General features: G+C 68.4%; 23 protein-coding genes. 22 read left to right on the plus strand and 1 reads right to left on the minus strand.

Features of this window, described 5'->3' with window-relative positions; translation table 11 throughout:
- Position 1 precedes the first annotated feature (1 nt).
- A complete protein-coding gene (locus E3N83_RS17700) occupies positions 2–451 on the minus strand; it encodes a hypothetical protein (RefSeq protein WP_151084451.1) in 450 nt (149 codons plus the stop codon).
- 430 nt (positions 452–881) lie between these two features.
- On the opposite strand from E3N83_RS17700, the gene rpsJ reads away from it, so the two are divergent.
- The 22 genes from rpsJ (at position 882) to secY (ending at position 12,319) form a co-directional block, all read left to right on the plus strand.
- Positions 882–1,190: a 30S ribosomal protein S10 gene (gene rpsJ / locus E3N83_RS17705; protein ID WP_008360994.1), complete on the plus strand. Its 309-nt coding sequence runs from the start codon at positions 882–884 to the stop codon at positions 1,188–1,190.
- 9 nt (positions 1,191–1,199) lie between these two features.
- Complete coding sequence (rplC, locus tag E3N83_RS17710; protein ID WP_151084452.1) at positions 1,200–1,868, plus strand: 50S ribosomal protein L3; 669 nt, start codon at positions 1,200–1,202, stop codon at positions 1,866–1,868.
- 2 nt (positions 1,869–1,870) lie between these two features.
- Positions 1,871–2,866 carry a 50S ribosomal protein L4, sunset domain variant gene (rplD, locus tag E3N83_RS17715; RefSeq protein ID WP_151084453.1) on the plus strand — a complete coding sequence of 332 codons (996 nt, stop codon included), beginning with the start codon at positions 1,871–1,873 and terminating at the stop codon, positions 2,864–2,866.
- Complete coding sequence (gene rplW, locus E3N83_RS17720; protein ID WP_151084454.1) at positions 2,863–3,168, plus strand: 50S ribosomal protein L23; 306 nt, start codon at positions 2,863–2,865, stop codon at positions 3,166–3,168. Before rplD ends, rplW begins: the two co-directional genes overlap by 4 nt.
- A 27-nt stretch (positions 3,169–3,195) precedes the next feature.
- Positions 3,196–4,038 (plus strand): 50S ribosomal protein L2, encoded by an 843-nt coding sequence (gene rplB, locus E3N83_RS17725; RefSeq protein WP_151084455.1) that lies wholly within the window; start codon positions 3,196–3,198, stop codon positions 4,036–4,038.
- A gap of 18 nt (positions 4,039–4,056) precedes the next feature.
- Positions 4,057–4,338 (plus strand): 30S ribosomal protein S19, encoded by a 282-nt coding sequence (rpsS, locus tag E3N83_RS17730; protein ID WP_151084456.1) that lies wholly within the window; start codon positions 4,057–4,059, stop codon positions 4,336–4,338.
- Positions 4,338–4,778 carry a 50S ribosomal protein L22 gene (gene rplV, locus E3N83_RS17735; RefSeq protein ID WP_151084457.1) on the plus strand — a complete coding sequence of 147 codons (441 nt, stop codon included), beginning with the start codon at positions 4,338–4,340 and terminating at the stop codon, positions 4,776–4,778. Before rpsS ends, rplV begins: the two co-directional genes overlap by 1 nt.
- Complete coding sequence (gene rpsC, locus E3N83_RS17740) at positions 4,778–5,608, plus strand: 30S ribosomal protein S3 (protein ID WP_151084458.1); 831 nt, start codon at positions 4,778–4,780, stop codon at positions 5,606–5,608. The genes rplV and rpsC overlap by 1 nt, the downstream gene beginning before the upstream one ends.
- A 3-nt stretch (positions 5,609–5,611) precedes the next feature.
- Complete coding sequence (gene rplP / locus E3N83_RS17745; RefSeq protein WP_151084459.1) at positions 5,612–6,031, plus strand: 50S ribosomal protein L16; 420 nt, start codon at positions 5,612–5,614, stop codon at positions 6,029–6,031.
- Positions 6,031–6,321, plus strand: a complete 291-nt coding sequence (gene rpmC / locus E3N83_RS17750; RefSeq protein ID WP_151084460.1) for a 50S ribosomal protein L29 — start codon at positions 6,031–6,033, stop codon at positions 6,319–6,321. Before rplP ends, rpmC begins: the two co-directional genes overlap by 1 nt.
- The gene (rpsQ, locus tag E3N83_RS17755; protein WP_151084461.1) at positions 6,318–6,593 is read left to right on the plus strand and encodes a 30S ribosomal protein S17; all 276 of its coding nucleotides are present in this window, start codon (positions 6,318–6,320) and stop codon (positions 6,591–6,593) included. Before rpmC ends, rpsQ begins: the two co-directional genes overlap by 4 nt.
- The gene (gene rplN, locus E3N83_RS17760; RefSeq protein WP_151084462.1) at positions 6,590–6,958 is read left to right on the plus strand and encodes a 50S ribosomal protein L14; all 369 of its coding nucleotides are present in this window, start codon (positions 6,590–6,592) and stop codon (positions 6,956–6,958) included. Before rpsQ ends, rplN begins: the two co-directional genes overlap by 4 nt.
- A 1-nt stretch (position 6,959) precedes the next feature.
- Entirely contained in the window at positions 6,960–7,325 is a 366-nt protein-coding gene (gene rplX / locus E3N83_RS17765) for a 50S ribosomal protein L24 (protein ID WP_238342968.1), read from the plus strand.
- Position 7,326: 1 nt separating this feature from the next.
- Positions 7,327–7,911, plus strand: coding sequence for a 50S ribosomal protein L5 (rplE, locus tag E3N83_RS17770; protein WP_151084463.1), 585 nt, complete (start codon positions 7,327–7,329; stop codon positions 7,909–7,911).
- A 1-nt stretch (position 7,912) separates the two neighbouring features.
- A complete protein-coding gene (locus tag E3N83_RS17775) occupies positions 7,913–8,098 on the plus strand; it encodes a type Z 30S ribosomal protein S14 (protein WP_151084464.1) in 186 nt (61 codons plus the stop codon).
- An 82-nt stretch (positions 8,099–8,180) separates the two neighbouring features.
- Complete coding sequence (rpsH, locus tag E3N83_RS17780; RefSeq protein ID WP_151084465.1) at positions 8,181–8,588, plus strand: 30S ribosomal protein S8; 408 nt, start codon at positions 8,181–8,183, stop codon at positions 8,586–8,588.
- 27 nt (positions 8,589–8,615) lie between these two features.
- Positions 8,616–9,158, plus strand: coding sequence for a 50S ribosomal protein L6 (gene rplF, locus E3N83_RS17785; protein ID WP_151084466.1), 543 nt, complete (start codon positions 8,616–8,618; stop codon positions 9,156–9,158).
- 2 nt (positions 9,159–9,160) lie between these two features.
- Entirely contained in the window at positions 9,161–9,544 is a 384-nt protein-coding gene (gene rplR / locus E3N83_RS17790) for a 50S ribosomal protein L18 (RefSeq protein ID WP_151085439.1), read from the plus strand.
- A gap of 43 nt (positions 9,545–9,587) precedes the next feature.
- Positions 9,588–10,208, plus strand: coding sequence for a 30S ribosomal protein S5 (rpsE, locus tag E3N83_RS17795; protein WP_151084467.1), 621 nt, complete (start codon positions 9,588–9,590; stop codon positions 10,206–10,208).
- Positions 10,208–10,390 carry a 50S ribosomal protein L30 gene (gene rpmD, locus E3N83_RS17800; protein WP_151084468.1) on the plus strand — a complete coding sequence of 61 codons (183 nt, stop codon included), beginning with the start codon at positions 10,208–10,210 and terminating at the stop codon, positions 10,388–10,390. Before rpsE ends, rpmD begins: the two co-directional genes overlap by 1 nt.
- A 4-nt stretch (positions 10,391–10,394) precedes the next feature.
- Positions 10,395–10,835, plus strand: coding sequence for a 50S ribosomal protein L15 (rplO, locus tag E3N83_RS17805; RefSeq protein ID WP_151084469.1), 441 nt, complete (start codon positions 10,395–10,397; stop codon positions 10,833–10,835).
- Positions 10,836–11,020: 185 nt separating this feature from the next.
- The gene (gene secY / locus E3N83_RS17810; protein WP_151084470.1) at positions 11,021–12,319 is read left to right on the plus strand and encodes a preprotein translocase subunit SecY; all 1,299 of its coding nucleotides are present in this window, start codon (positions 11,021–11,023) and stop codon (positions 12,317–12,319) included.
- Position 12,320: the final 1 nt, after the last annotated feature.

Genomic DNA, 12,320 nt, shown 5'->3' on the forward strand with positions numbered 1-12,320 from the left:
CTCACAGCAACCCGCGTGCCTTGAGCGACAGGTAGTGGTCGGCCAGCGCCGGCGGCAGGTCGTCGGCCGGTACGTCGATCACGTCCACGCCGAGCGTGCGCAGCAGGCCGCGGATGATCCGGAACGCACCGTCCAGGATGTCGCCGAGCACGAGAGGGCGCAGCGGGATCGCTCCCGGCCGGTGGGCCGCGCCCGGCGGGACGCCGGTCGGCGACTGCTGGAGGGCGTAGGCCGGGGGGGTCGGGTACGCCGCCTGGTAGGACGGTGCCGGGCTCGGCCCTGGCTGCAGCCAGCGCGGGGTCTCCGCACCGCCGGAGGACGGCGCACCCGGCGGCGGGGGAGGCGGCGTGACCTGGCCCCAGCCGGGCGTCGGTGCCGGAGACCCGCTCCATCCGGGGGGCGGCGGTTCCGGCTCGCCCCCACCGGGGGGTGGCGGTTGCTCTCCCGACACGGCTGTGGTCTCCTCGTCGTGGGGGCGGCGACCCGGGGTCCGGCCTCCGCGAGGCGCCCATCCTGTCAGCCGTCGACGCGATTTGGCGTCCATGGGGGCCATCTGTCAGGATTGTCCGGTTGCTCCGGCGGGTTGCCGGGGTGCGCAGCACTTGACTTCTGAATCGCGTCTCCCGCTGGTTCGCAGGTCGCCGTGCGTCGCACCGAACCAGGAGACCCGATCTCCCGACACCTGTCGGGGGCCCACCAACACGATGCAGTTCTCCCGCGAGGGGGAGCTGCGTGCCGCGGAACCTGCGCGACACGCCCGACCTCGGGGGTCGGGAGTGGAGCGTGCCGGGCAGCGGACAACACGGACGACAGGCGGACGGTTCCGACCCGGGACCGGACGGACGGACAGCAGCACGACACGAAGAGGACGAGAGAGACCTATGGCGGGACAGAAGATCCGCATCAGGCTCAAGGCCTATGACCACGAGGTGATCGACACCTCGGCGCGCAAGATCGTGGACACCGTCACCCGTACGGGTGCCAAGGTCGCCGGCCCCGTGCCGCTGCCGACCGAGAAGAACGTGTACTGCGTCATCCGCTCGCCCCACAAGTACAAGGACTCGCGCGAGCACTTCGAGATGCGCACCCACAAGCGGCTGATCGACATCATCGACCCCACGCCGAAGACCGTCGACTCCCTGATGCGCCTCGACCTCCCCGCCGGTGTCGACATCGAGATCAAGCTCTGAGGCTCTGACATGACTGTTGAACGAAACGTGAAGGGGCTGCTGGGCACCAAGCTCGGCATGACCCAGCTGTGGGACGAGAACAACCGCATCGTCCCGGTCACCGTCGTCGCGGCGTCCACCAACGTCGTCACCCAGGTGCGCAAGCCCGAGAGCGACGGCTACAACGCCATCCAGGTCGGGTACGGCGAGATCGACGGCCGCAAGGTCACCAAGCCGGAGGCCGGCCAGTTCGTCCGCGCCGGCGTCTCCCCCCGCCGCCACGTGGTCGAGATCCGGACCGCCGACGCCGGCTCGTACACCGTGGGCCAGGAGCTCGCCGTCGACACCTTCGCCCCGGGCGAGGAGATCGACGTGACCGGCACCAGCAAGGGCAAGGGCTTCGCCGGTGTGATGAAGCGACACGGCTTCCACGGCGTCGGCGCCTCGCACGGCGCCCACCGCAACCACCGCAAGCCGGGCTCCATCGGTGCCTGCGCCACCCCCGGTCGCGTCTTCAAGGGCGTCCGGATGGCCGGTCGCATGGGCAACGAGACCGTCACCACCCAGAACGTCACCGTCCACGCGGTCGACGCCGAGAAGGGCCTGATCCTGCTCAAGGGCGCCGTTCCCGGCCCCAAGGGCGGGCTGATCGTGCTCCGCTCGGCCGCCAAGCGGACCGCACCCGCCGAGGAGGCCTGACCATGGCGAGCACCACGAAGAAGGCTGCCGCGAAGAAGGCGCCCGCGGCCAAGACCACGGGCACCACCTCGGTCGTGGCCGTCGACCTGCCCGCCGAGATCTTCGACGTCGAGGTCAACATTCCGCTGATCCACCAGGTCGTGGTGGCCCAGCAGGCGGCCGCCCGCCAGGGCACGCACGCCACCAAACGCCGCGGCGACGTCCGCGGTGGTGGCCGCAAGCCCTACAAGCAGAAGGGCACCGGCCGCGCCCGTCAGGGCTCGACCCGCGCTCCGCAGTTCGCCGGCGGCGGTGTCGTCCACGGCCCGCAGCCGCGCAGCTACGCCCAGCGCACCCCCAAGAAGATGATCGCCGCCGCCCTGCGCGGTGCGCTCTCCGACCGGGCCCGGGACGGCCGCATCCACGTCGTGGAGTCGCTCGTCACCGGGGAGACCCCCTCGACCAAGGCGGCCCTGGCCGCTCTGGCCGGCGTGGTGGCCGACCGGGCGAACTTCCTGGTCGTGCTCGAGCGTTCCGACGCCGTCACCTGGCTGTCGCTGCGCAACGCGCACGAGGTGCACATCCTGGCCGTCGACCAGGTCAACACCTACGACGTGCTGGCCTCCGACGACATCGTGTTCACCCGCGGTGCCTACGAGGCGTTCGTGAACGGCACCGCTTCGGCGACTGCCCGCCCGGCCACCATCGTCGAAGCGCCGGCCGCTGACGCGGAGTCCCCGGCTGCGGCCGAGACGCCCGTCGAGGCCGAGGCCGAGACGGTCGTCGCCGAGGATGCCAAGCCGGAGCTGCCCCAGGGCGCGAAGCTGCCGCTGAAGAGTGGTGGCGCCCCCAAGGGCTACGACGTCAAGGGCAACGCCGACTCGGGTCTGTACCACGAGCCCGACGGCCAGTGGTACGACGCCACGGTGGCGGAGTTCTACTTCAAGACCGCCGAGGACGCCGAGGCAGCGGGCTTCACCCGCGCCGGCGGCGCCGCTGAAGGGGAGGACCAGAAGTGAGCACCCTGCACAAGGACCACCGCGACGTCCTGCTCGCCCCGGTGGTGTCGGAGAAGAGCTACGGCCTCCTCGACGCCAACAAGTACACCTTCCTGGTGCACCCGGACGCCAACAAGACCGAGATCAAGATCGCGGTCGAGAAGGTCTTCGGCGTCAAGGTCACCTCGGTGAACACCATCAACCGCCAGGGCAAGACGCGTCGTACCCGGACCGGTCTGGGCAAGCGCAAGAACACCAAGCGCGCCATCGTCAGCCTCGCCGAGGGCCACCGCATCGACATCTTCGGAGGTCCGGTCTCCTGACCGGGCTCCTGACTAGGACGAGAAACCATGGCTATCCGCAAGTACAAGCCGACCACCCCGGGCCGTCGTGGCTCCTCGGTGGCCGACTTCGTCGAGATCACCCGGACCACGCCGGAGAAGTCGCTGACGCGTCCGCTGCCCAAGAAGGGCGGCCGCAACAACCAGGGCCGGATCACCACCCGGCACCAGGGCGGCGGCCACAAGCGGGCCTACCGCATCATCGACTTCCGTCGCTACGACAAGGACGGCGTGCCCTGCAAGGTCGCGCACATCGAGTACGACCCCAACCGCACGGCCCGGATCGCGCTGCTGCACTACGCCGACGGCGAGAAGCGCTACATCGTGGCGCCCAAGGACCTCTTCCAGGGCATGGCCCTGGAGTCCGGCCCCAACGCCGACATCAAGGTGGGCAACAACCTGCCGCTGCGCAACATCCCGGTCGGTACCACCATCCACTGCATCGAGATGCGTCCGGGCGGTGGCGCCAAGATCGCCCGCTCGGCCGGCAACTCCGCGCAGCTGGTCGCCAAGGAGGGCTCGCGCGCCACGCTGCGGATGCCCTCGGGCGAGATGCGGTTCGTCGACGTCCGGTGCCGTGCCTCGATCGGTGAGGTCGGCAACGCCGAGCAGTCCAACATCAACTGGGGCAAGGCCGGCCGCATGCGGTGGAAGGGCAAGCGCCCGACCGTCCGAGGTGTGGTCATGAACCCGGTCGACCACCCGCACGGTGGTGGCGAGGGCAAGACCTCCGGTGGTCGTCACCCGGTCAGCCCGTGGGGCAAGCCCGAGGGCCGCACCCGCCGTAAGGGCAAGGCCAGCGACGCCCAGATCATCCGCCGCCGCCGCAGTGGCAAGAACAAGAAGCGCTGAGCAGGGAGATAGAGACAGATGCCTCGCAGCCTCAAGAAGGGCCCGTTCGTCGACGGCCACCTGCAGAAGAAGGTGGACGCCGAGAACGACAAGGGATCCCACAACGTGATCAAGACCTGGTCGCGTCGCTCGATGATCGTGCCGACCATGATCGGTCACACGATCGCCGTACACGACGGCCGCAAGCACGTCCCTGTCTTCGTGACCGACTCGATGGTCGGCCACAAGCTCGGGGAGTTCGCACCGACCCGCACCTACCGCGGGCACGTCAAGGACGACCGTAAGGGGAGGCGCCGCTAATGCCGACCACTGAACGCCGGCGCACCAGCGCCCGCCGCGACTCGCTGCTGGGCGACCAGCCGGGTTCCTTCGCCAGCGCCCGCTACGTGCGGATCACGCCGATGAAGGCCCGCCGCGTCACCCAGATGATCCACGGCCTGCCGGTCGACGACGCCCTGTCCCTCCTGCAGTTCGCTCCGCAGGCTGCGGCCGCGACGGTCTACAAGGTCCTGGAGAGCGCGGTCGCGAACGCCGAGACCACCGAGGACCTCACCCGCGCGGACCTGGTCGTGAGCAACTGCCAGGTCGACGAGGGCCCCACGATGAAGCGCTGGCGCCCGCGCGCCCAGGGCCGCGCCACGCGGATCCTGAAGCGCACCAGCCACATCACCCTCGTGGTGACGCCGCGGGCCAAGCCCGCCGTGAGCACCAACAAGAACCGGAAGAAGGGGAAGGCCTGATGGGCCAGAAAATCAACCCGAACGGCTTCCGCCTCGGCATCTCGACCGACCACAAGTCGCGTTGGTACGCCGACAAGCTCTACAAGTCGTACGTCGGCGAGGACGTCGCCATCCGCCGCCTCCTGTCCAAGGGCATGGAGCGCGCGGGCATCGCCAAGGTCGAGATCGAGCGCACCCGTGACCGGGTGCGGGTGGACATCCACACCGCGCGTCCGGGCATCGTGATCGGCCGCCGTGGCGCCGAGGCCGACCGGATCCGCGGCGACCTGGAGAAGCTCACCGGCAAGCAGGTCCAGCTGAACATCCTCGAGGTCAAGAACCCCGAGATCGACGCGCAGCTGGTCGCCCAGGGCGTCGCCGAGCAGCTCAGCGGCCGCGTGCAGTTCCGGCGGGCCATGCGCAAGGCGATGCAGACCACGATGCGCTCGGGTGCCAAGGGCATCCGGATCCAGTGCTCGGGTCGCCTCAACGGCGCTGAGATGTCGCGCACCGAGTTCTACCGCGAGGGCCGCGTGCCCCTGCACACCCTGCGTGCCGACATCGACTACGGCTTCTACGAGGCCAAGACCACCTTCGGCCGGATCGGCGTGAAGGTCTGGATCTACAAGGGCGAGGTCGCCGGCACCCGTGCCGAGCGTCAGGCGCAGGCCGCCGCCAAGGCCGGCGTGCCCGGTCGCAGCGGTCGCCCGTCGACCCGTGGTGGCGGCGCCGCCGAGCGTCCCAGCCGGGGCACCCGCCCGACCCGTTCGGACCGCGACGCGGCTCCGGCCGAGGCAGCCGCTCCGGCCGCCGAGGCTGCCGCGCCGGCGACCACCGGATCGGAGGCCTGAGCCATGTTGATGCCCCGACGCCTCAAGCACCGCAAGCAGCACCACCCCAACCGCTCCGGTGCGGCCAAGGGCGGAACCAAGCTCGCGTTCGGTGAGTTCGGCATCCAGGCCCTCGAGGGCTCCTACCTGACCAACCGTCAGATCGAGTCCGCCCGAATCGCGATGACCCGCCACATCAAGCGTGGCGGCAAGGTGTGGATCAACATCTACCCCGACCGCCCGCTGACCAAGAAGCCCGCCGAGACCCGGATGGGCTCCGGCAAGGGCTCCCCGGAGTGGTGGATCGCCAACATCAAGCCCGGCCGCGTGCTCTTCGAGCTCTCCGGTGTGGACGAGACGACGGCGCGCGAGGCCATGCGCCGCGCGCAGCACAAGCTCCCGTGCAAGACGCGTTTCATCTCCCGTGAAGCAGGTGAATTCTGATGGCCAGCATCCTGAGGGCTCACGAGCTCGACGAGATGAACGAGACCGACCTCGAGGCCCGCTTGCGCGAGGCCAAGGAGGAGCTGTTCAACCTGCGCTTCCAGGCGGCCACCGGCCAGCTGGAGAGCCACGGTCGGCTCCGCACGGTCAAGAAGGACATCGCCCGGATCTACACCGTGGTGCGTGAGCGCGAGCTCGGCATCAGGTCCACCCCGAGCGCCGACGATGAGGCGAAGACCCCGAAGAGCCAGAAGGCTCCGAAGGCCAAGAAGGAAGGTGCTGACGCATGAGCGAGCAGTCCGTTGCTCCTGAGCGCAACACACGCAAGGTCCTCCAGGGCCTGGTCGTCAGCGACAAGATGGACAAGACCGTCGTGGTCGAGGTCGAGAACCGCGTGAAGCACGCGGTCTACGGCAAGGTCATGCGCCGGACGTCGCGCCTCAAGGCTCACGACGAGCTGAACGACGCCCACCAGGGCGACCGGGTCCAGATCATGGAGACCCGTCCGCTCTCGGCGACCAAGCGCTGGCGCATCGTGGAGATCCTGGAGCGTGCGAAGTGATCCAGCAGGAGTCGCGACTCAAGGTCGCCGACAACACCGGTGCCAAGGAAGTCCTGTGCATCCGGGTGCTCGGTGGCTCCGGTCGGCGCTACGCCGGGATCGGTGACGTGATCGTCTGCACGGTCAAGGACGCCATCCCCGGCGGCAATGTCAAGAAGGGCGACGTCGTCAAGGCCGTGATCGTGCGCACCACCAAGGAGCGCCGCCGTCCCGACGGGTCCTACATCAAGTTCGACGAGAACGCCGCGGTCATCCTCCGCCAGGACGGCGAGCCCCGTGGCACCCGCATCTTCGGCCCGGTGGGCCGCGAGCTGCGGGACAAGAAGTTCATGAAGATCATCTCCCTCGCACCGGAGGTGCTCTGAGATGGGGAAGCACTCGATGAAGATCAGGAAGGGCGACACCGTCAAGGTGATCGCCGGCAAGGACAAGGGCGCCGAAGGCAAGGTGATCCTGGTGCTCCGTGAGGAGCAGCGGGTCATCGTCGAGGGTGTGAACCGCGTCAAGAAGCACACCAAGGTCGTCAACCAGGGCGGTCGCGCCGGCACCACCGGCGGGATCATCACCACCGAGGCCCCGATCCACGTGTCCAACGTGATGCTGGTCGAGGGCGACGGGGTCACCCGGGCCGGCTTCCGCCGGGACGAGGTGCTCAAGCGCCGCCCCGACGGGTCGACGTACCCCGGCACCCGCAGCGTCCGCATCTCGCGCAAGAGCGGGAAGGAGATCTGACATGAGCGACACCGTCACCGAGAAGGCGCCGGAGCCCAAGGTCACCCCGCGGCTGAAGACGCGTTACCGCGAGGAGATCCTGCCCGCGCTGCGGAGCGAGTTCGAGATCGCCAACGTCATGCAGGTGCCCGGCCTGACCAAGATCGTGGTCAACATGGGCGTCGGCGAGGCGGCTCGTGACTCGAAGCTGATCGAGGGTGCCATCAAGGACCTCACCGCCATCACCGGCCAGAAGCCGATGGTGACGCAGGCCCGTAAGTCGATCGCCCAGTTCAAGCTGCGCGAGGGGATGCCGATCGGCGCCCACGTGACGCTGCGGGGCGACCGGATGTGGGAGTTCCTGGACCGGCTGCTGTCGCTCGCGCTGCCCCGCATCCGCGACTTCCGCGGGCTGTCGCCGGCGCAGTTCGACGGCAACGGCAACTACACCTTCGGGCTGACCGAGCAGGTCATGTTCCACGAGATCAACCAGGACCGCGTCGACCGCCCCCGGGGCATGGACATCACGGTCGTCACCACCGCGACGAACGACGAGCAGGGCCGCGCGCTGTTGAAGCAGCTCGGGTTCCCGTTCAAGGAGGCCTGACATGGCGAAGACCGCACTGAGGGTGAAGGCGGCGCGCAAGCCCAAGTTCGCCGTACGTGGCTACACCCGCTGCCAGCGCTGCGGCCGTCCCAAGGCGGTCTACCGCAAGTTCGGCCTGTGCCGGATCTGCCTGCGCGAGATGGCTCACCGCGGTGAGCTGCCCGGCATCACCAAGTCCAGCTGGTAGCACCTACTAGAACGCTGTAGGTCCTCCGAGTCGCCGAGCGCGACTCCGCGGGAAACCACAACGAGAGAGAACACACCTCACCATGACCATGACCGACCCGATCGCAGACATGCTGACCCGTCTGCGCAACGCCAACCAGGCGTACCACGACTCCGTGACCATGCCCTACAGCAAGATGAAGCAGGGCCTGGCCGAGATCCTCAAGGCCGAGGGCTACATCACGTCCTTCGATGTGGCCGAGGCTCCCGACGGTGGTGTCGCCAAGACGCTGACCATCACCTTGAAGTACGGCCGCAACCGCGAGCGCTCGATCGCCGGCGTACGCCGGATCAGCAAGCCCGGTCTGCGCGTCTACGCGAAGAGCACCGGCCTGCCCAAGGTCCTCGGTGGCCTGGGTGTCGCGATCATCTCCACCAGCCAGGGTCTCCTGACCGACCGCCAGGCGAACCAGAAGGGCGTGGGTGGGGAAGTCCTCGCCTACGTCTGGTAGCCCGAGACCGGAGAAGGAGAAACAGACATGTCGCGCATCGGAAGAATGCCGGTCGTCGTCCCCTCGGGTGTCGACGTCGCGATCGACGGCCCCCTGGTCACGGTCAAGGGCCCCAAGGGCACGCTGACCCACACGGTGGTCACCCCGATCACGGTCGCCAAGGGCGAGGACGGCGCACTCGCCGTCACCCGCCCCGACGACGAGCGGGAGAGCCGGGCCCGCCACGGGCTGACCCGCACCCTGGTCAACAACATGGTCATCGGTGTCACCGAGGGCTACGAGAAGAAGCTCGAGATCGTGGGCGTCGGCTACCGGGTGCTGTCCAAGGGCCCGACCCAGCTGGAGTTCCAGCTCGGCTACAGCCACTCGATCACGTTCAACGCTCCCGACGGCATCACCTTCACCGTCGACGGCCCTACCCGCCTCGGCGTCCAGGGCATCGACAAGCAGCTCGTCGGCGAGGTGGCCGCCAACATCCGCAAGCTGCGCAAGCCCGAGCCCTACAAGGGTAAGGGCATCCGCTACGCCGGCGAGCACATCCGCCGCAAGGTCGGAAAGGCTGGTAAGTGACCATGGGGATCTCCCTGTCCAAGCACAAGCACACGGCGCCGCGCACGAAGGCGCGCCTGCAGCGCCAGGTCCGCGGTCGCAAGAAGATCTCCGGGACGGCCGAGCGGCCGCGCCTGGTGGTCACCCGGTCGTCGAAGCACATCAGCGTGCAGGTCGTCGACGACCTCGAGGGCAAGACCCTCGTGTCGGCCTCCAGCATGGAGGCAGACCTGCGAGGTCTCGACGGCGACAAGACCGCCAAGGCCAAGAAGGTCGGCGAGCTCGTCGCCGAGCGGGCGAAGACCCAGGGCATCGACTCGGTGGTCTTCGACCGTGCCGGCAACAAGTACCACGGCCGCGTCGCGGCCCTCGCCGATGCCGCCCGTGAGGGCGGCCTGAGCTTCTGACCGCACCACACGACCAAGAGAAATTGAAGGAAGAGGACATCTGATGAGCGGAGCTCAGCGCGGACAGCGCGGGGGTGGCGATCGCCAGTCCGGCCGTCGCGACGACCGTCGCGGTGGTGCCGAGAAGAGCGCCTACGTCGAGCGGGTGGTCGCGATCAACCGCGTCGCCAAGGTCGTCCAGGGTGGTCGTCGGTTCAGCTTCACCGCCCTCGTGGTCGTCGGAGACGGCGACGGCATGGTCGGTGTCGGCTACGGCAAGGCCAAGGAGGTGCCGGCGGCGATCGCCAAGGGCGTCGAGGAGGCCAAGAAGGCCTTCTTCCGGGTCCCCCGCATCCAGGGCACCATCCCGCACCCCGTCCAGGGCGAGAAGGCCGCGGGCGTCGTCCTGCTGCGTCCAGCCGCTCCCGGTACCGGCGTGATCGCCGGTGGCCCGGTGCGCGCCGTGCTCGAGTGCGCCGGCATCCACGACGTGCTCAGCAAGTCGCTGGGGTCGTCCAACCAGATCAACATCGTGCACGCCACCGTGGCGGCGCTGAAGATGCTCGAGCAGCCCGAGACCGTGGCCGCGCGACGGGGCCTGCCCGTCGAGCACGTCGCCCCGGCCGCCCTGCTCCGGGCCAAGGCAGCGGAGACCGCTGCCGCGGCGGCGGAGGTGGCGCACTGATGGCACAGCTCAAGGTCAAGCAGCTCAGGAGCGGGATCGGCTGCAAGGCCAACCAGCGCGAGACGCTGCGCTCGCTCGGTCTCAAGCGGATCGGCGACGTCGTCGTGAAGGAGGACCGCCCGGAGATCCGGGGCATGGTCCAGACCGTCCGTCACCTGGTGACGGTCGAGGAAGTCGAGTAGGACTATGACGCTGAAACTCCACCACCTGCGCCCGGCGCCGGGTGCCAAGACCGCCAAGACCCGCGTCGGACGCGGTGAGGGCTCGAAGGGCAAGACGTCCGGTCGCGGCACCAAGGGCACCAAGGCGCGCTACCAGGTCCCCGCTGCGTTCGAGGGCGGCCAGATGCCGCTGCACATGCGCCTGCCCAAGCTCAAGGGATTCAAGAACCCGTTCAAGGTCGAGTTCCAGGTCGTGAACCTCGACAAGCTCGGCGAGCTCTTCCCCGAAGGCGGCACGGTGTCCCCGGCCGACCTCGTCGCGAAGGGCGCGGTCCGCAAGGGCCAGCCGGTCAAGGTCCTCGGCCAGGGCGACCTCTCGGTCGCCTGCCAGGTGAGCGCCCAGGCGTTCTCCGGCACGGCCCGGGAGAAGATCGAGGCCGCCGGCGGCTCCGTGACGGTTCTCTGACCGACGCCAGGAGGCGCGGGCCACGCGGGTTCGTCCCGCAGGGTCCGCGCCTCATGCATTCTCGGGGTCTGTGAGCAGCCTGTTAGGCTTCCCGGGGTCATCGCCGGAGCCTGGGAAGGCGGGCAGACAATGGCCTCCCGAGGCCCGGAAACCGCCCCTGCGGCGGGATCAAGAAAGAGGAATCTGTGCTAGGCGCCTACGTCAACGCGTTCCGGACCCCGGACCTTCGGCGCAAGCTGTTGTTCGTCCTGATGATCATCGCGATCTTCCGGCTCGGCTCGCAGATCCCCGCTCCGGGCGTCAACGTCGCGAACGTGCACGAGTGCATCCAGGGCTCCACCGGAGGCGTCTACAACCTGATCAACGTCTTCTCCGGCGGCGCGCTGCTCCAGCTGACGATCTTCGCGCTCGGGATCATGCCCTACATCACCGCTAGCATCATCCTGCAGCTGCTCGTCGTGGTGATCCCGCGGCTCGAAGCGCTGAAGAAGGAAGGCCAGGCGGGCCAGACCAAGATCACCCAGTACACCCGTTACCTGACGCTCGGCCTGGCCCTGCTGCAGGCCACCGGCATCGTCGCCCTGGCCCGCTCCGGCAGCCTGCTCAACTGCGACAACTCCCGGTTCCCGCTGCTCTACGACAACGGCACCAAGACCTTCCTGGTCATGGTGATCACGATGACCGCCGGTACGGCCGTGATCATGTGGCTCGGCGAGCTGATCACCGACCGCGGCGTCGGCAACGGCATGTCGATCCTGATCTTCACCCAGGTCGTCGCCCGCTTCCCGAGCTCGCTGTGGTCGGTCGGCAAGTCCAAGGGCTGGTGGGTCTTCGCGATCGTGGTCGCGATCGGGCTCGTGATCATCGCCGCGGTCATCTTCATCGAGCAGGCCCAGCGCCGGATCCCGGTGCAGTACGCGCGCCGGATGGTGGGCCGCAAGATGTTCGGCGGCTCCTCGACGTACATCCCGCTCAAGGTCAACCAGGCCGGCGTCATCCCGGTGATCTTCGCGTCGTCCCTGCTCTACCTCCCCGCGATGGCGTCGCAGTTCAACCAGAACGCCACCTCCGGCTGGGCGGTCTGGGTCCAGAGCAACCTGGTCCGGGGCGACCATCCGCTCTACATGGCGCTGTTCTTCGCCATGATCGTCTTCTTCACCTACTTCTACGTGTCGATCACCTTCAACCCTGAAGAGGTGGCGGACAACATGAAGAAGTACGGCGGCTTCATCCCCGGGATCCGGGCGGGCAAGCCGACCGAGGACTACCTGTCCTACGTACTGTCCCGCATCACGTTGCCGGGCGCGCTGTACCTCGGTCTGATTGCCCTGATCCCGCTGATCGCCTTCGTGCTGATCGGTGCGGACCAGAACTTCCCCTTCGGCGGCACGTCCATCCTGATCATGGTGGGCGTTGCACTCGACACGGTGAAACAGATCGAGAGCCAGCTCCAGCAGCGCAACTACGAAGGGTTCTTGCGCTAGC

Origin of the sequence: Nocardioides cynanchi (genome assembly GCF_008761635.1) — a bacterium.
In the GTDB taxonomy this organism is placed as follows: Bacteria; Actinomycetota; Actinomycetes; order Propionibacteriales; family Nocardioidaceae; genus Nocardioides; species Nocardioides cynanchi.